Annotated in this window: 13 protein-coding genes and 1 pseudogene; 2 read left to right on the top strand and 12 right to left on the bottom strand. The window is 41.2% G+C overall.

Going from position 1 to position 19,458, the window contains the following annotated elements; translation table 11 throughout:
• Nucleotides 1-4 precede the first annotated feature (4 nt).
• The 6 genes from dnaX to AAEZ00_RS05560 all read right to left on the bottom strand — a co-directional run bounded on the left by dnaX (nucleotide 5) and on the right by AAEZ00_RS05560 (nucleotide 6,493).
• Complete coding sequence (gene dnaX, locus AAEZ00_RS05585) at nucleotides 5-2,839, bottom strand: DNA polymerase III subunit gamma/tau (RefSeq protein WP_351088432.1); 2,835 nt, start codon at nucleotides 2,837-2,839, stop codon at nucleotides 5-7.
• 150 nt (nucleotides 2,840-2,989) lie between these two features.
• Nucleotides 2,990-3,541 (bottom strand): adenine phosphoribosyltransferase, encoded by a 552-nt coding sequence (gene apt, locus AAEZ00_RS05580; RefSeq protein ID WP_101032088.1) that lies wholly within the window; start codon nucleotides 3,539-3,541, stop codon nucleotides 2,990-2,992.
• 132 nt (nucleotides 3,542-3,673) lie between these two features.
• Nucleotides 3,674-4,039 carry a YbaN family protein gene (locus AAEZ00_RS05575; RefSeq protein WP_124011757.1) on the bottom strand — a complete coding sequence of 122 codons (366 nt, stop codon included), beginning with the start codon at nucleotides 4,037-4,039 and terminating at the stop codon, nucleotides 3,674-3,676.
• Nucleotides 4,040-4,414: 375 nt separating this feature from the next.
• On the bottom strand, nucleotides 4,415-5,176 hold the full coding sequence (locus tag AAEZ00_RS05570) for an HvfC family RiPP maturation protein (RefSeq protein WP_351088431.1): 762 nt from the start codon (nucleotides 5,174-5,176) through the stop codon (nucleotides 4,415-4,417).
• The gene (locus tag AAEZ00_RS05565; protein WP_351088430.1) at nucleotides 5,176-6,033 is read right to left on the bottom strand and encodes an HvfB family MNIO-type RiPP peptide maturase; all 858 of its coding nucleotides are present in this window, start codon (nucleotides 6,031-6,033) and stop codon (nucleotides 5,176-5,178) included. Before AAEZ00_RS05565 ends, AAEZ00_RS05570 begins: the two co-directional genes overlap by 1 nt.
• Before the next feature lie 124 nt (nucleotides 6,034-6,157).
• A complete protein-coding gene (locus AAEZ00_RS05560; protein ID WP_351088429.1) occupies nucleotides 6,158-6,493 on the bottom strand; it encodes an HvfA family oxazolone/thioamide-modified RiPP metallophore in 336 nt (111 codons plus the stop codon).
• 326 nt (nucleotides 6,494-6,819) lie between these two features.
• On the opposite strand from AAEZ00_RS05560, the gene dusC reads away from it, so the two are divergent.
• Both dusC and AAEZ00_RS05550 read left to right on the top strand, forming a co-directional pair.
• The gene (gene dusC / locus AAEZ00_RS05555; protein ID WP_101032093.1) at nucleotides 6,820-7,764 is read left to right on the top strand and encodes a tRNA dihydrouridine(16) synthase DusC; all 945 of its coding nucleotides are present in this window, start codon (nucleotides 6,820-6,822) and stop codon (nucleotides 7,762-7,764) included.
• Nucleotides 7,765-8,236: 472 nt separating this feature from the next.
• Entirely contained in the window at nucleotides 8,237-8,542 is a 306-nt protein-coding gene (locus tag AAEZ00_RS05550; RefSeq protein ID WP_232772055.1) for a TraR/DksA C4-type zinc finger protein, read from the top strand.
• 200 nt (nucleotides 8,543-8,742) lie between these two features.
• Here AAEZ00_RS05550 and AAEZ00_RS05545 read toward each other — a convergent pair whose 3' ends face one another.
• From AAEZ00_RS05545 to hscA, 6 genes and pseudogenes are all read right to left on the bottom strand, one after another.
• The gene (locus AAEZ00_RS05545; protein WP_351088428.1) at nucleotides 8,743-11,271 is read right to left on the bottom strand and encodes a TonB-dependent receptor plug domain-containing protein; all 2,529 of its coding nucleotides are present in this window, start codon (nucleotides 11,269-11,271) and stop codon (nucleotides 8,743-8,745) included.
• Nucleotides 11,272-12,083: 812 nt separating this feature from the next.
• A pseudogene (locus AAEZ00_RS05540) lies at nucleotides 12,084-12,337 on the bottom strand (nucleoside-diphosphate kinase); the annotation flags it as partial.
• A 290-nt stretch (nucleotides 12,338-12,627) separates the two neighbouring features.
• Nucleotides 12,628-15,393, bottom strand: a complete 2,766-nt coding sequence (locus tag AAEZ00_RS05535) for a TonB-dependent receptor (RefSeq protein WP_351088427.1) — start codon at nucleotides 15,391-15,393, stop codon at nucleotides 12,628-12,630.
• Nucleotides 15,394-16,390: 997 nt separating this feature from the next.
• The gene (ndk, locus tag AAEZ00_RS05530; protein ID WP_351088426.1) at nucleotides 16,391-16,822 is read right to left on the bottom strand and encodes a nucleoside-diphosphate kinase; all 432 of its coding nucleotides are present in this window, start codon (nucleotides 16,820-16,822) and stop codon (nucleotides 16,391-16,393) included.
• Nucleotides 16,823-17,204: 382 nt separating this feature from the next.
• Nucleotides 17,205-17,540, bottom strand: coding sequence for an ISC system 2Fe-2S type ferredoxin (gene fdx, locus AAEZ00_RS05525; protein WP_101032097.1), 336 nt, complete (start codon nucleotides 17,538-17,540; stop codon nucleotides 17,205-17,207).
• An 8-nt stretch (nucleotides 17,541-17,548) separates the two neighbouring features.
• Nucleotides 17,549-19,408, bottom strand: coding sequence for a Fe-S protein assembly chaperone HscA (gene hscA, locus AAEZ00_RS05520; protein ID WP_351088425.1), 1,860 nt, complete (start codon nucleotides 19,406-19,408; stop codon nucleotides 17,549-17,551).
• Nucleotides 19,409-19,458: the final 50 nt, after the last annotated feature.

Genomic DNA, 19,458 nt, shown 5'->3' with positions numbered 1-19,458 from the left:
TCATTTATAAAGCGTTAATTTGTGTAATATCCTGCGCAATTTGTCCTAGCTGTTCCAACGGATATTCAATACTGTCACTGTCTAATTGAGCCGATAAGCGTTGAACCATCCACTGAACGTTATCATCAAGCAAAATAGACTGTTGAGCCTGTGCGATAAGTTCACGATGAAAACGTTTACGTAACTCAAGGGGCGTTTCTCGTTTAGGCACAATCCCAATCTGGATCTGTACTTGAGTCGGTTGCCCAAGGTATTGAGATAACGCGTCTTGCAGTTGATCAATAGCTGTCTGGGCAGACAAATGTTTTTGATCGGGTTTCAACACCAATATCATAGGATTTGACAATGCCGAACACACAGAGTTCACCCCTAATTGCCGAACCCTACCGCCAACAGACACATTAGTCATCACTTTATACCAATGTAAATCAATCTCGTTTCCTTGAATACTGTGTGGCTCAAATTGGGCTTTTACATCTATGGGCGTCGCATCAGTAGGACCTCGAACGACAGACTCTGCGCTAATGTTGAGCGATTGGGCTGTCAATGAGCTCGTTTTATGTGCGTGATTATGTGCGTGAGCAGCTTGCTGATGACTGGCCGTGTCTGTCGGTTGAATAGTGGCTTCAGTGACGGGCTTAATCGCATCATGAACATCTGCAAATGCATTGATTGGCTCACCCTCTTCGGGCGCGACCCAAGGAGCCCTATCATAATCTGCCACTACTGGAGAATTAATTGTTTCGGCTGTAGATAACGCTTCAAAAGCTTTAGGCGCAGTTTCAGTCACTGCAGGCGACTCATTGGCGCTGACAACCGATGTCACTGCAGGTTTGTTCACTCTTGAAGTGATTATTTTTGTCGATTCTTTTTTTGCCAGTTCATCTTTATGTTGTAACACCCCGACATCGGCAATAAGTGAATCACGACTGGCTAACACTTCGTCAAGAAAATCGTCTACATTATCCTCAGAATCAGTGAGGTTTGGGCGAGTATTATCACTGACATGATTAGCCGTTTTCGGTTCAGACCTTGAGTCAGTAACATCATCAACATTGTTAGCTTCAGTTGTTCCATTTAAAGCCGAAAAAGCCCCCTCTTCGTCATGATCAAATGGTTGATATTCCATGGACATATCATCAGACACGTCATAATCCATAAAAGCATACGCGTTGAGCGGAATATCATCCGCATTACCACTCAATTGACTATTTTCTACAACATTGCTGTCTGCAGTACTCTGCGCTAATTGATGTTTTTCAACCCGCTCTTCAGACGCAGCAATATCCCTTTTCAGCGGTGCTGTTGTGATTTGAGTCGTCGTTTCAGCATCAGCACGAATATCGCCATTGTCTGATGCCGCAGTATGAATAATATCGGCAGCAGTCTTATCAGCTGTCATATGGCTAACGTCACGCTTGACGACGTGGTTGGTAACATTACCAATCGGCATATCGCTTTTGGGTGGCAATGGATTAAACCCCAAACTTTGCGCTTGGTCCAACAACAAAGCTTGCTCAGCCACCAGTGAAGATGCGACTGGCTCATCGTCGATAGCATCAGCAACGTCCACCTCCGTGGTCGCTGCAGTTTCATCCTGAATAGATAATGCTGTTGTCGGTAAAACAATGTCTTTTTGCGGCTGAAGATCAGACTTTGGGCCTGTTTCAATGACCTCTTGCGTTGGAGATGATGAACCGTCAATAACGCTTAAATCAATGTTAGCCGGCGTCGTTGTTAGCCAGCGTTTTACTTGTTTTTCGGGGGTAAACGCTACTGCGCGAAGTAACGCCATTTCCAAGCCCGATTTAGGATCGGGGGCAAAGGCTAAATCTTTACGACCGTTAAGCAACATTTGGTAATAAAGCTGTACTTGTTCAGGCGCTAATTGCTGTGAGAATGCTAGAATTTGTTCACTAAACAGCGATTGTTGCGCTGCAGCGGGGGCAAACTGAGTTAAGGTGATTTGATGCAATAACTCTAATAAACTGCGCAATACTTCTTCAGCATCGGCACCGAATGCCAACACTTTTGCTACCGTTTGCATTAATGGCCCAACATCGGCATCACACAAGGCTTTTAATAAGGCCAGCACATGTTGTTCATCAATACTGCCCAACATGGTTTGCACTTGTGTCAGCATCACTTGGCCACTGCCAAACGCTATCGCTTGGTCAGTTAAACTGAGCGCATCACGCATACTGCCATTGGCCGCTTTGGCTAATAAGCTCAGCGCTTGTGGCTCAAAAGGTAATTGTTCTTGGGTGATCACATACTCGAGTTGCTTGCTAATTTCGTCTTGCGACAAACTTTTTAGATTAAACTGTAAGCAACGAGATAATACAGTAACAGGCAGTTTATGCGGATCGGTAGTCGCTAGCAAAAACTTAACGTGCTCAGGAGGCTCTTCTAACGTCTTTAGCAATGCATTAAAACTGCTACGCGACAGCATGTGTACTTCATCGATTAAGTACACTTTAAAACGCCCACGGGAAGGACGGTATTGCACATTATCAAGGAGTTCACGAGTATCATCGACTTTAGTACGCGATGCCGCATCGACTTCAATTAAATCAACAAATCGACCTTGAGCAATTTCAATGCAGCTAGAACATTCACCACAAGGATTAGCAGTAACGCCGGTTTCACAATTGAGACCTTTAGCAAATAAACGCGCCAAACTGGTTTTACCCACACCGCGTGTTCCGGTAAAGAGGTAAGCGTGATGTAAACGTTGCTGGCTCAATGCATTAGTTAATGCCATTAATACATGGGATTGACCAACCATTTGTTCAAATTTAGCAGGACGCCATTTGCGGGCGAGTACTTGGTAAGACATGAAATTCCCCACACAGAGCTATCGGGACTCAATCCCTTTAAAGGGATTAACAATAACATGCCAAGGGCTGGCATGCTATTGTTGAGCAAGTATTTGATAGAGCACAATGCAGTTAACTGCCTAATAAAAAAGCAGTTTATATTGCTTTGATTACTCGCCGTCAAACTCGCATAAACTTAATACTTTAATTCCCATACCTTGTAAGCGTTTCTCGCCACCAATTTCTGGTAATGAGATAACAAAGGCAGCATGGCTCACTTCTCCGCCTAATTGACGAATAAGTTTTACTGTAGCTTCAATCGTGCCACCGGTTGCTAACAAATCATCGATAACCAATACTTTGTCATTGGCATTAATGGCATCGGTGTGAATTTCTAAGGTATCTTTACCATATTCTAATTCATAGGTTTGGCTAATGGTTTCGCGAGGTAATTTACCTGGCTTACGTACCGGCACAAAACCAACACCTAGCTCTAATGCCAACGGCGCACCAAATAAGAAGCCACGCGCTTCGGTGCCGACAACTTTAGTAAAGCCTTTTGATTGGTAATGAGCAACTAAAATCGCAATAGTGGCTTTATAGGCGTCTGCGTTTTCTAATAAACTAGTCACATCGCGGAACATAATGCCTGGTGTAGGGTAATCAGGAATGGTTTTAATGCTCTGCTTAATAAGCGCTAAACTGTCTTGGTTCATCATAATTAGTTAACTCTGTATAAAAGTGATTACGCAATAAAAAAGTCCACGTAAATGGTGGACTCTGATAAAAATACTAAGCAGATTTTATGCCCGTTTAATCTCAGTTGCAACAGGCTTATATTAACTGGCTATTTATTATTCTAACTCTGGGATCCGCCACAAGAAAAATAATAAAACAAGCATCATGCACAACAACATAATCTTCACCCATACTATCGGCACAATAATAATACTAATCATAAAACTTAGGCCGCTCATTAGCATGGCTTTTCGCTTTAGTGATCGACTTAATGCCCGCTTTGATTGCCACTGATGAATACCTTCAGCAAACCAAGGATGAGTAATTAGCCAATAATGAAGACGCTCACTGGAACGCGCAAAACAAAACGCAGCCAGTAAAATAAATGGCACCGTAGGCAACAAAGGCAGCGCAATACCAATGATGCCTAACACTAGACTGCACAAACCAATAATAAGAAAAAATCCGCGTTTAACCGCCATAAGCGTCCTCATACAAGCAAAAAACCACTCTAACAGAGTGGTTTAATAAGACAATATCATCGCAGGTTAACCTGAAGTAAACGTTAAATTAATCCTGTTACAGTCAACCATGAAAGACTTGCGGGTAATATAGGAATTAACAAAACTAAAATAAAACCAATAAGATAAAAGATGTTAAACGGGTCTTTGAACGGCTGACTCATGATTATTCCTACATTGAAGATGTTGTTACTGCAATTACTGGCATCTTTCACTCGTTATGTTAAGTCAACATTTAGGTTAACTTTGCGGACAACGGATGTGATGCAAGTCGCAAAAAGTGGCCTATCTTAGACCTATCCTCACAAAATAAAAACCTTAAATATACTAAGTCTATTATGCCTCAATTGATGAAATAACAATGCCCTTTTGTGCCAATTGTTGCAATAGAGGTAAACAGCCAGATAACAGAGTTTCACTGGGCATTTGTGGGTAATGTTCGTTTAACCAACTAATAATGGCATCTACCGTTACACCTTGTTGAGAAAGGCTCATTTGTTCAATGTAAGCCAGCACTTGAGCGCTTAACGGTGTCAGTTGCAAAAAAGCGACTTCATCACCTGCATCTCTAAATACACAAAAAAACTGCGCTTGCGGTGTCGGTTCAATGGGTTGGTAGTCAAGGCTAATATGTTGAACATCAAAGGCATATTGCGCCACCTTGGCACAGGCCGCTAGGCACAAGCTATGCTGGCTTAGTTCGCCGGTATTGATCAATTGAGACGTGGGCGTATCAGGCGCTACCGCTACACACAACTCTAGCCATTCATAATGTGCTAACGGCAACATAAAAACAGGATCATCTTCTGTTATATGATATTCGTGTTGTAAAAAGGATAAAAACTCGCCCGCAATTTCAACAAATATTGGCGTTTGACAATCATGCTTCACAAAAAATTGCTGCACTAATGTCTGCCATTGCTCATCCTGATACAAACTTTTAAGCACCGGAAAAGCACTCGACACGAAACCGACAATGTTATTAAAAAACAGCTCTCGGTAAACTTGCATTCGCCGCAGCTCTATTCCTTCCGGTAAGGGTAAACTGGGATTACGGATATAATCCAAAAATTGCTGTTGGATCGCGATAAAACTCATTATGCCTTCCTCACGAATGACTGCTGAGCTAAAGCATCTTGTTGGTATTGATGGATCTGATTGATCTCGTTCAGCAAAATTTTGGTTTTAGGAATATTAAAATCGCGTTCGAGTAATGTTGGATGCACACCGTGTAATTGATAGCATTGCTGTAATAATGCCCATACAGGATCAATAATATCCGCACCATGGGTATCGATCATTAAATCGATGTCTTGTTGGTAATGTCCTGCTATATGTAAATATTCAATACGCTCGGTCGGCATGGCAGCCAAAAAGGCATGGGCATCATATTGATGGTTAATTGAGTTAACATAAATGTTATTAACATCGAGTAGCAGTTTACAGTCCGCTTCTTGTAAGACTGCATTCACGAAATCGACCTCGCTCATTTGTGCACCAGGTGCCGCATAAAAAGAAACATTCTCTAAAATAAACGGACGCTCGAGTATGTCTTCGACTTGCTTTATCCGCTTAGCGGTATGGATGACTGCATCATCAGTAAATGGGATCGGCATCAAATCATACATATGGCCAGTACCAGAGCAATAACTTAAATGCTCTGAATACACGTCAATATTATGCTCATCCAAAAAGCGTTTTATATTGTGTACAAATTGACTATCTAGCGCTTCAGGACTACCAATTGATAACGAAAGTCCATGGCAGAAAAAAGCATATTGTTCAGTTAATTGCTTAAACTGACGTCCAAACTTGCCACCGAGCGTCATCCAGTTTTCAGGTGCGACTTCAAAAAACTCGATTGCAGTTGGCACATGCCGACAAAACTCATCCAGCATTTCGCGACGAAGCCCTAACCCGACATTGGCTAAGCCATCAGCATGATTTGTCGACATAATGCGTGTCCTTGAATTAATGAGTAATGCTAAAAATGAGTTAAAAAACAGATAAAACTAAGGCCTGAAATTCAGGCCTTAGTCTCTCAGATAAGTACAGGCTTTATCAAATAAACACAGCTAATTATTTCTGACCGCCGCACTTACCTTCTACGGTTTTTGCTGCAGAGTTCATCTTGTCGCCGCCACATTTGCCTTCAGCAGCTTTTTCAGCTGACATTTTCATGTCGCCGCCGCACTTGCCTTCGCCACATTTGCCTTCAGCAGCTTTTTCAGCTGACTTTTTCATATCACCGCCGCACTTGCCTTCACCGCATTTGCCTTCTCCGCCATCAAGCTGATAACCAGAAGTTAATTGTTGAAAACCAAATGGGTTAGCTTCTACTTGAGCGCTAAAGCCAGCCGTCATCACAACAGTACCAAGTGCAACCGCTAAAGTCGTTTGTTTGATTGAATTCATAATACTTATCTTCCTTATTTCTTATTTGTATAGGGTGACCAACATCATTGCCGGCTTGCTTAAAGAGACCTGCAGTGAGTAAAGTTTATTGCAAAAAAACTAAAAAATGTGAAAAACATCCATTTACTTACCACAAATAATTGCTAGGCAACCTAAAAATAGACTTCCAAAAAAGTTAACATAAACACTACAACAGTGCTATCAATCTGATTCTTAATAATAATTTATTCAATACCTCGACAAAAATATGCGTATAGTCATTTAGTGCTGCTATCAGATAATAAACACGTTAAAATAGCTGACTTTTGACTTCAGCAAGGTGTACTGTGCGCGTTATTTTAGCTCCAATGGAAGGTGTGGTTGATGACCATATGCGTGAAATTTTATCTGCCATCAATCCATTTGACCTGGTTGTGACTGAATTTGTCAGGGTAGTAAACATACTATTGCCTGAAAAAGTCTTCTATAAATTGTGTCCTGAATTACATCATCAAGGCTTAACGGCATCTGGCACGCCAGTACGTGTTCAGTTGTTAGGACAAGAACCTGAGTGGATGGCACAAAATGCCATCAGAGCCATAGAGCTAGGGTCAAATGGCGTCGATGCAAACTTTGGTTGTCCAGCCAAAACCGTTAATAAAAGTAAAGGCGGCGCCGTTTTATTGCAATATCCAGAAAACATTTACAATATCGTCAAAGCCATGCGCGACGCTGTACCGTCTGAACACCCTGTTACCGCTAAAATCCGTTTAGGTTATGAAGACAAGTCGTTATTTATGGAGAATGCTTTAGCCGTATATGAAGCTGGCGCAACGGAGCTAGCGATCCACGCTCGCAGTAAAACCGACGGCTATAAGCCACCAGCTTATTGGGAGTACATTACTGAAGTCAGAAAACGCTTACCCATTCCCGTTATTGCTAACGGAGAGATCTGGAACGCAGCAGATGCACAACGCTGTATGGATGTCACTGGTTGTGACAGTGTGATGATTGGCCGCGGCGCAATATCCCTACCTAACCTCGGGGATACTATTAAAACCGGTGCAAGCCCTTTTAGCTGGCAACAAACATTAAGCTTGTTAATGGCATATACCGACAAGGAGCTGAGTGGCCGCAAATCAGATTACTATCCCTCACGAATTAAACAGTGGTTTAGCTACTTAAACCGCCAATATCCTGAAGCGGATGCCTTATTTAGAGAACTGCGGGTGTTTAAAACTACGGAAGAGATTGTTAAGGTTTTACAGCATGCTCACCGGACACTTATTTAATCCTCCCTCTTTGTGAATATTACTAACCTAAGCTCCTATTGATCTTTATCAAATGAGTCATCAATAGTTTTAGTTACATAGAGGTTGCCTTGAAGCGTATTCAACAAAGCATAGCAAGTATTGAACAGCAAAGAGCTAACAGATCTAAGTTAATCGCTGACGAATAAGCATTGGTATTGTCTTACCGCTATGCGTGGATGATCAATATGTCAATTCGGCATACCTAATCTGGATTGTCTAAACCAAAAACAACACGTGCAATGTCACAAAATGAATCAATAGTAAATTATTATTCATGTCTTTATCGCAAAAATCTAATCGAGAATTGATCTTAGTCATAACGTCTGAAATTTTTGTGCCTAGAATAGAATTTATACATTGGCATAGTCAATTAAGGTTATCTCAGTTGCACAACATTCAGGACATACAGCAAAGACTACAACAACTCGAAAATATTTTGAGGCGTGAGTTAATGCTACATATAAAGGATTTATCAAAAACAACTGAAGTAGCCCATATATCAATGGATACCTCCCTTGGGCAAGTTATTGATTACCTGTCAAAAGTAAAACTCGTTGACACAGAAATATTCACCAAGTTAATGAAGCTTGATGCCGCACATTGCCAGCTTGAGCTTGGTCTTTATGGACTCTGCTCTGATTGTGAAATGGACATAGAACCGCCACGCTTAATCGCCGATCCAACGGAACAGCGTTGTACTCATTGTGAACAAAGATACCGTCGCGAACATCGACATGAGTTACGCTTAAATCACTAGCAATCTTTAACTAACCACCACACAATTGTTTAATCTTAACAATATCTAGCGATAACAATATCCAGTATTAAAATATCCAGCATTAACAATATCTAGCATTAAATGGGTGCCATAAAAAAGACCTACACCGCTGTGTAGGTCTATTCGCTATAGAAAATAAAAATCAATCATACTTTCTAATGTCTAACAGCAGCGTTATCTTAGAACTTAACCGTTACACCGCCGTAGTACTGACGACCAATAGTGTCATACACTTCTGGCACCGTACCACCATCACTTCCATTAGATACGCCTGAAGGCTCTTCGTCAGTGATGTTTTTCACACCCGCACTGAAGGTAATCATGTCCGTAACATAATAAGTACCCGCTAGGTTGTGGTACAAAATCGCATCCACTTTTTCGCCAGTCCCTAAGTCGTCCATTTCACCGATATAACGGTTGAAGTAGTTAACACTCCAGCTGTCTTGACCCGCTTGAATACTGAAGTTGTTACGAACTTCTGCATACGCACCAAAGTTACCGTCAATCTTATTGGTGTAATCATTGCCTTCTTGTTCGAAGTTCAATAAGTAGGTGGTGTCATTACTGATCTTCCAATCTAAAGTTAAGCCTTCAAAATGATACGCTAAGTTGAAGTCTACACCGCTAGTATCTTGGCTACCTACGTTTGTTAACGAGTTAGTTACGTTAGACAGATCACCGTTTTCACCGATGTTAAAGGTTTCACAGGCAGCTGCAGAGGCGTTAGCAAAACACTCATTTAAGCCAGCTTGAACGTCTAAACGAGTGATCGCGTCGGTCACTTTAAAGCGCCAGTAATCAAGGGTTAATGATAGACCGTCAACATAGCTTGGTGAGTAAACTAAACCAGCTGTATAAGAATCTGACTCTTCAGCCTTTAGCTCATCATCGGAAGTGTAACGAACCAAGATCTGTGGATCTTGAGCGTTTTCCCATGGGTCATCTAAGTAATCGAAAGAACCTGTGTCACCACCGAATAGTTCACTGATACTAGGCGCACGGAAACCTGTTGCCGCGACACCTCGGAGCATTAAATCATCAGTGGCTTCATAGGTTAAGCCTACTTTCCACGTTGACGCTTTACCAAATGTTGAGTAATCGTCATAACGCAGGGCAAATTCACCGGTTAATTTTTCAGTGAAAGGCACGCTGACTTCTTCAAACACAGACATGACATTGTAATTACCATCTGTCGCATCTTGTTGTGCAGCAGTGCTGTCACCCGCAACAGTCACTGGATCTGGATTGTAAAAGCCGCTTTCATAACGGTATTCAGCACCAATAGCAAATGCGACAGCACCAGCACTTAGGTCAAATAATTCACCATTTAAGCCAGCAGAAACAACGTGTTGTTCGTTACCGCCATCAGAATTTTCGGTAAAACTAATGTCATTAACAATTGCACCTGTTAATGGATCACCACTGAACCATGCATCTTGGTTAGCATAAACCGATTGCTTAAGATTGGTGGCATTGATTAAGTTTTCAACTTGAGAATCCGCTTTATTTTTACCATAGGTGTAAGCGATATCCCAGTTCATACCCGTATTGATATCAAAGTCACCGGCAAGGCCTGCAGAAAGGCGAAATGTGTCAGTGTCTTGAGAATAAATACGAGGACCTGCATCAGTTGTACGACGACGATAGTTAACTCGTCCAGTATCATCAGCTTCGATGCCACCATCAGTCATGGCTTGATCAAGGGGAATACATGCCGCACCAGCAGTCACACCTGGAGCATCACAAACGTTTAGCATAACATCGGCAGGTTGTGCCGCCATTTGTTGGTTAGACTGACGCTTAGTGTAAAGAACATCGCCTGTTAGGACTAAATTATTGTCGAGTTCTTGAACCATGTTAGCAAATAAACTGTAACGCTCGTTTGGTGTTTGGAAATAGCTGCTTGTGGAGTAGTCATAACCAGTTGAACGATCAACCCAGTTCCCTGCATCATCACGTACTTTACCGCCTAATGAACCCGTTGGTAAAAATGAGCTATAACCAGGGGTTGTCCAATCACGATCGGATTGAATTATGCTTTCACGCTTTGAATACGCAGCACCAATAGTGTAGTTACCATCGTCAGTGTTAAAGCCATATAAACCACTGATCTCGCCAGTCTCACCATCGCTTTCGCTAGTCGTGCTTCCATTAACATCTAATTGAAAACCTTCAAAATCTTTTTTGGTGATGATGTTAACGACACCGGCAATCGCATCAGAGCCGTATACCGCTGAAGCACCATCTTTTAAGATTTCAACACGAGAGATCATCGCCACAGGGATAGAGTTCAAATCGACAGAGCTGTCCGCGCCAGAACCAGAGTTCACCATGCGACGGCCATTTAATAACACTAACGTACGTTGTGAACCCATACCGCGTAAGTCAACTTGTGCCACACCGTCGGCGCCATTGTTGGTGCTAGAACCAACTGCTGCACCCGCCATTGATGTTTGAGCTTGAAGTAGTTGGTCTACTGAAGTGAAACCTTCGGCGCGAATGGCTTCGGCTGAAATGATGGTTACTGGAGAAGCCGTTTCCATATCTTGACGTTGAATACGAGAACCCGTTACTTCGATTCTTTCCACTTTCTGTTCATCGGCTGCCAATGCGACTGAAGAAAATAAGCCTGTAGTGGCGACACTTGTTGCGGCCACAGCTAATAAACTGCGGCGAATAGCCTTAGCCGTTAATGTTATTGAACTCATGAATAAACTCCCTATAACTTGAATATAACTTGGAATAAAATAAAACAAGTCATTATATTTTTAATTATGAATAATTGGTCATTCCCAATCATTGAAAAACATTATTAATGAATAAAAATCCTTTAGTCAATATGGACAACATGTGAACAACATCACATTTAACATCTGGATTGATAATTAATTTGACTTAAACTTATTCGTTCAATAATCAATGACTTAAAAAATTTAACTATCTTTACTAAGATTATTAATATTTTAAAACGTAAAAAGAAAACAAATAAAATACGCAAAAAAAACAACCAAACACACAGAATAAAACACAACGCAAACTTAATTAACAACTACCACACAATTACCCATAAAATGCATCAACAATTAAATGGTAATATTTAAAAAATAAATTACTGATTGTCGTAAAAATAATCAGAATGACATTTCAAAATTACTGAGTATTTATTCAAAAAAATAACTCATTCGTCTTTTTTAGCCGATCTTTATTCAAATAACGATAATGCTTGCCTTGTAATGACTGTCATTTAGGCCTACACAACAACCGATTCGCTTACGTTATGTACAGAGGAGATCACACTTGAGAGGAACACAAAACCGATACACGAAGCTCATCAGTACTCAACATCCGAGTACAAATGTTAACTAAATGTTATCTTGTTAGCTGCCATTATTCACCTACACTATATTGTGAATTGGGCCACATTGAACATTAAATAACAGGATTGACTAACCATTCAGCAACGTAAATAGCTAAGCATCAAAGCACAAAAAACAAGCAAGGAGATAATGCTCCTTTTTGATTAACTGACAGCACAATTAAGAGTGCACACTTTATCTGCGCTGAAGCAGTAAGCAATTTCAAATGCTGCTGATTCAACTGCATCAGAACCGTGAACGGCGTTAACGTCGATACTTGCAGCATATTTCCACGTAATGTGCCACGTAAAGTGCCACGAGCAGCCTCAGCGGGATGAGTTGCCCCTATGATTTCACGATTAGCTAGAGCAGCGTTTTCGCCGGCTAACACTTGAACCATTTCCGGACCCAAAATCATCAATAAAATTAAGACGCAGAGGTGCTTTTTAGTAACTTGAGATCAATATTTATCAGCTTTGTTCTGATTGTGATATGAACATAGAACCACCAAACTTAATTGCCGGCCCAATAGAACAATGTTGTACTGATTAATCTTAAGCAAAAATACCTTCGCAAACATCGACATGAGTTACACCTAAACCATTAGAGCCGTGTCTTAGCCATTCCATTTACTTATGTCTTATTCAATGCAAAACAAAAAGCCGGCTAATAATTAGCCGGCTTTTTACATTAACAATAAATGTTAAATTAGAACTTCACGCTTGCACGAACGAAGAAGTAACGACCTAATACGTCATAAGTATATGGATCGGTATTTGAATCTAAGTTACCGGTGTAATAAGGAGGCTCTTTATCAAAGAGGTTGTTCACACCACCAGATAAACGAACCGTACTGGTTAGATCATAAGAACCTGAAAGGTCATGATAAACAATGCTATCTACAGAAGGTGCATAACAAGCAGAGGTATCATCTTTACAAGCAAATGAATCCATACCATCAATATAACGAATTTCGTATGTCGCACTCCAATCATCACCACTTGCCGTTAGATCAAGGTTGGTTTTGATTTTAGCAAAGCCACCTGCGTTACCCGTTACAAAGCCACGGTAATCGACTGCATTACCATCTGGGTCAAATTCTTCATAGGTTTCTAAAATCGACGTATCTAGGTTTGCTTTCCAGCTTAACCCTACTGCCTCGAAGGCATACGCTACGTTGATATCATAACCAGACGTGTTGGTTGCACCAACGTTTTGTAAACCGTTATCAAACTTAATACGACCTGTCGCGTCGATTTCAATATTTGAAGCTTGGCATAATGCAGTATCGGTATTAATGGTTACTCCACTTGCGTCTAAACATTGATTAGCCACATAATTAGAATCAACTGCGGTAATCGTGTTCGTGATAGCAATATCGTAATAATCAAACGTTAACGATAGCCCATCGACAAAGCTAGGTGAATACACCAAACCAGCAGTGGTAATATCTGCTTCTTCTGGCGTTAACAACTCATTACCCCCCACAGTCACTTCTGCTTGGCTTTGCTCTGAAGCTGGGTGAACTATTTGATTAAATGATGGCGATTTACCACCAAATAACTCATCTACAGTAGGAGCGCGGAACGCAGTTGAACGGCCACCACGGAACATTAAATCATCTGTCATGCGCCATGTTAAGCCTAACTTCCAAGTAGTGTCATCACCAAAAGTATTGTAATCGAAATAACGCATTGCAGCGCTCAAATCAACTTGTTGTGCAAAAGGTAAATCGCTTAACAATGGAATCGCCAATTCTGCATATACTTCGTTTACACTAAAATCACCCGCTGTAGCTTCAACGCGAGGGTCATTAGCAAGACCTTGCGCCGTTAATGAATCAGGGGTGAAATGAGCGGACTCTTTACGGTTCTCATAACCAGCAGCAAACCCTAGAATACCAGCAGGTAAATCAACGATATCACCGGTAAGTGTTGCCGCAATAATATCTAATTCACTACCACCACTGTTAACTTCAGTATAGACGAACGGTTCAATGCTCTCACCTTTCCAAGATGACTCTAAAAACGGATCAAAAGTGCCCGCTAATACAGCATCGTTAATAGAACCTATGTTATGCAGATTTGCAAGGGTATCGACTGAATCGTTTTTACCTTTGTTGTATGAAGCATCCCAAGTCCAACCGTTGTCGAACATGCCTTCTAAACCGAGAACAACACGAACCGTATCAACTACTTGACTAAAGTCACGGGTACCAGATTCAACCATACGACGGCCATAACTCAGTTCTTCACCATCTTGAACCCAAGGAAGTAAGTCATCAGTCATGAAACCACCAGCAGACTTAGGCTTGTATGCCCATGCAGCGCTGTTCCAAATAGGTTGTGGTGCCATTTGCTGTTCTGACCAACGCTTAGAATACATAGCTTCAGAGAAGAACGTAATATTGTCAGACAAATCATATGAGCCAGCAAAACTTAAGTTAATGCGTTCCATTGGCGTAGACAAATAGCTGTCTTTGGCATAGTTATATTTGTCATCACTAGTAAAATCATGGAAAGCGCCATCACGACCACTTACATCAGCTTCAGATTTACCATCAAAATACTCAAACTCTGGCTCACCCTTGTCATCAGCTACATACTGACCGTAATATCCTGAGTCACCAACAGCATAAGCATCGTCTGCGCCTGAAGGAGTGATGTTAAAGTTCTGATCACCCCAAACATGACCTCCTTGACTATATGAGCTACCACCACAATATAGTGTTTTGCTACCTGCCGCGCCGGTTTCAGAGATTGGGCAATCTGAAAAATCACGGTCTGCTTGGCTTGCATCACCACGTTTAGTGTACTGCGCGTTAATAACCACATTACCTTTATCAAACGTGTTACCAAGAGTAAAATCTATGCTCGTTTCGTCTGCGTCGCCTTGACCACTCATACCGGTTTGAGCATTCATTTCAAAACCGTCGAAATCACGTTTTAAAATAATGTTTACTACGCCAGCAATGGCATCGGTACCGTAAACAGCTGAAGCGCCATCTTTTAATACTTCAACACGTTGGATCATTGATACTGGAATAGTATTCAAATCCACTGTGGACGCGGGCCCTGTACCAGAGGCAATCATACGGCGGCCGTTGACTAATACGAGTGTACGACTCGTTCCTAAGCCACGAAGGTTAATACTAGAGTTACCTTGAGAGCCATTGTTCACGGCAGCGTTAGTCATCGCGCCACCGGTAGAGGTCATTTGTTGTAAGACATCATCAATAGATGTTGCGCCAGAAGACACAATTGATGACGCATCAATGACACTAACCGGACTCGCAGTTTCCATATCGGCACGCTTAATACGTGACCCCGTTACTGCAATTCTTTCCACTTTCTGAACTTGTTCTTCTGCTGAAACCACAGCTGAAGAGAATAAACCTGTTGTAACGACACTGGTTGTTGCAACAGCCAGTAGACTACGACGAATAGCCTTAGCAGTTAATGTTACTGAACTCATGAATAACTTCCCTATAACTTATATAAAATGAATACAAGTAATTTATAATTTTTATATTTATATTAAACAATTGATTGAATTTAACAAAACCAATTATCGAGAAGCATTATTAATGAATTAAAAACCTTTAGTCAACACGGGCAACAAGTGAACAACATTAAGTTTAACAATTGGCCCAACCAATAGTTTGACTTTTGCTTTAATGATAATAACCAGTAAGTTAACTTGTAATATATGTTTATTAATATTATAAGTATTAAAAACCCTATGACAACTAACAAGATGAAGTCAAGAATAAAACAAATTGTAAAACAAAATTAAACATAATCCACCAATCTTTAACTGTATTGCAACGCCAAATAGGAGGAAGTATTAATAAAATAAATTTTAATATTTAAAAAACCTTATTGATTGCCGTAAAAACAACCAGAATGACATTTCGAAATTATTGATTATTTATTCAAAAAATAACTCAATAGCAATCATTTAAGGGTTTTTATTCAAGAAAGTGATAATACTAGGCTAACAACATAGGGTGACATGCGTAAGTAACAATCAATTTAATGAACGGTATTGGATTTAGCTCACGGGGTATTTAGACTGAGAACTGCATCATATTTAATAGATTTTAATACCACACTTTGCAACATAAATGTTAATAAAAAGTGTTTTCACTTATAAATATTCATCAATAACACGAGTAAAATATTGCCCCATTCTGTTAATAATACCCTTGACCAATCATAAGGAATATTAACAGCATGTTTACACTATATCTCACACACCCTAGCGTTCTGCTACTTTGATCTAAATAGAAATAATGCCAGTTTTACGATGTGATGATCAAAAAGAACAAAACTCTGCACTGATAATATAGTGAAAAAATTGGTATAAATTAGATATAGGAATTAATAAAGATAAAGATAAAAATAGATATTAGTGAAGCGAACACAAAAAAGGAGCCGAAGCTCCTTTTATGATCAACTTACAGCAACAATTAACGAGTGCGTGGGCACACTTCATCTGCGCTGAAGAAGTAAGCAATTTCACGAGCGGCTGATTCAACAGCATCAGAACCGTGAACAGCATTTTCGTCGATGCTTGCAGCGTAATCACCACGTAATGTGCCACGAGCAGCTTCAGCTGGGTTAGTTGCGCCCATGATTTCACGGTTAGCTAGAACAGCGTTTTCGCCTTCTAACACTTGAACCATTACAGGACCAGAAGTCATGAAAGAAACTAAAGCGCCAAAGAAAGGACGTGCGCTGTGTTCAGCGTAGAAACCTTCAGCTTGTTCTTTAGATAGGTGTACCATTTTAGACGCGATGATCTTAAGACCAGCCGTTTCAAAACGGTTATAAATTGCGCCAATGTGGTTTTTAGCAACTGCATCTGGCTTGATAATAGAAAATGTGCGTTCGATCGCCATAACGAGCTTCCTTAATGTGAGCAAGTATAAAAAATTTTGCAAATTATACGTAATTTAAGAGTATATTCCTAGCCTTATCCGCTTTCTCAGTGATATTTCATCACTCGATTGGGTCATTTATATTAACATGGCGCAATTTATGCTCATAGGTGAACATTAATCTTAATCTGCAAGTTTTTAGACAGTATTACGATGTCCACAGAGTGCTCAAAAAAGTGCTCAAAAATAAGCATTTCGCATATATGCGCTAAGTTTATGTAAAATGAATGTCGGCAATAACCACCGATAAAAAAAGAGCCAATCTTAGTAGATTGACTCTTTTTTTTGTGATCAATTACCCGCTATAAATAGGGCTGTTGATGGGTTAACACTCCGGCAAAGACTACCCTTCGCTGACCATATTGACCGTGTATTTAGGGATATCAATAATCATATCGCAATCCACGACTTTAGCTTGGCAAGATAAACGACTTTCAGGTTCTAATCCCCATGCTTTATCAAGCATGTCATCTTCTAACTCATCACTTTCGTCAAGCTGGTCAAAGCCATCGCGAACAATGACATGGCATGTAGTACAAGCACATGATTTTTCGCACGCATGTTCAATATGAATACCGTTACGTAAGGCTACGTTTAAAATGGTCTCACCGACTTCGGCTTCAAGTACTGCGCCGTCTGGACAAAGTTCTTGATGGGGTAAAAATACTAACTGTGGCATCATTTCACCTATATGTTGTCGACCGACTGCCCTTTTAGCGCCGCTCTAATAGAATTATCCATACGTCTTGACGCAAAATCTTGGGTTTTGTCATCGAGATTTGCAATCGCTTTTTCAATGGCATCAATATCGTCTTGTTGTGCTACTGCATCAAGTTGTGCCATCGCAACCACTAACTGTTCGCGTTCTTGCTCATCGAGTAAAGCAGCATCTTTAGCCAAAGCAGCATTAAGTGATTCAATCACCCGCGCCGCTTCCACTTTTTGCTCTGCCAGCATACGACGAGTAATGTCTTCTTTAGCATACTTCATCGAATCTTTAAGCATGGTCGCGATTTCAGTATCCGATAAACCAAATGATGGTTTCACTTGGATAGAAGTATTAACCCCGGTGGATTTCTCCATCGCGGTCACACTGAGCAAGCCATCAGCATCCACTTGGTATGTTACTCGGATATGCGCAGCACCTGCCGCTAATGGCGGAATACCGTGTAGGGTAAAGCGCGCCAAAGAACGGCAGTCATCAACAAGCTCGCGTTCGCCCTGCACCACATGGAATACCATTGCCGTTTGGCCATCTTTAAAGGTGGTAAACTCCTGCGCTCGTGCGACGGGGATGGTGGTATTACGAGTGACCACTTTTTCAACCAAGCCGCCCATGGTTTCAACACCCAACGATAATGGGATCACATCTAACAGTAACAAGTCTGATTCGGGCTTATTACCAACAAGAATATCAGCCTGAATAGCTGCACCTATGGCAACAACACGATCAGGATCAATTGAGGTCAATGGTGTTTTTTTAAAGAAAGCTTCAACTTGTTCACGCACTAAAGGCACGCGAGTTGAACCACCCACCATGACGGTTTCAATGACGTCATCCACACTTACGTCAGCATCGCGCAAAGTACGGCGGCAGCTACCTATGGTTTTTTTCACCAACGTGCCAATTAACGTGTTAAATAAGCTTTTATCCACAATGCAGGTTAATGTTTTTTCGCCAATAATGACCAAGGCTTCAACGCTTTCACTGTCGGTCAACGCTTCTTTAACTCGGCGAGCTTCAATGAGTAATTGACGCGCTAATTGACTGCCTGGCTCGGTTATTTGCCACTCTTGTTGTAAATGACTCACTAATAAATGATCAAAATCATCACCACCTAGAGCTGAATCACCGCCAGTGGCTAACACTTCAAATACACCACGACTTAAACGAAGAACAGATATATCAAAAGTGCCTCCGCCTAAATCGTAAATGGCAATCACGCCTTCTTGCTTTGAATCTAGCCCATAAGCAATGGCAGCGGCTGTCGGTTCGTTCAGTAAACGTAATACTTTAACACCCAACAACTCTACCGCATCTTTGGTACCTTGGCGCTGTGCATCATCAAAATATGCCGGCACGGTAATGACCAAGCCTTCTAATTCGCCACCTAATGTTGTTTCTGCTCGCGCAATAAGCGGTTTTAAAATTTCGGCAGACACTTGGATCGGATTAACATGCCCCATAGGAGTAGAAAACACCGGTAAGCCGTTTTCACTTGCGTGTAATGCGTAAGGTAATCGATGTACACCAGACTGAATATCAGTAAGGCTACGTCCCATAAAACGCTTAATAGAAATGATAGTATTTTGTGGATCTAAAGCCGATTGTTCTTGAGCCTCATAGCCCACTAACACACGGGTATCAGCATAATGCACCACAGAAGGCAACGAATGACGTCCTTGCTCATCAGGCAAGGTCAATGCTTGAGCACTTCTTACCGCAGCAACAAGTGAGTTGGTGGTACCTAGATCAATCCCAACCGCAAGACGATGCTGGTGCGGTGCGGCGCTTTGGCCAGGTTCTGCAATTTGCAACAGTGCCATAGTGTTCCAACTTGTTATGTTATCGATTAGTCGAGCTAATCATAAATAAG

It is taken from the genome of Shewanella sp. S1-49-MNA-CIBAN-0167, from assembly GCF_040310145.1.
Taxonomy (GTDB): Bacteria; Pseudomonadota; Gammaproteobacteria; order Enterobacterales; family Shewanellaceae; genus Shewanella; species Shewanella psychromarinicola.
This window is presented reverse-complemented; position numbering and strand designations above follow the sequence as displayed.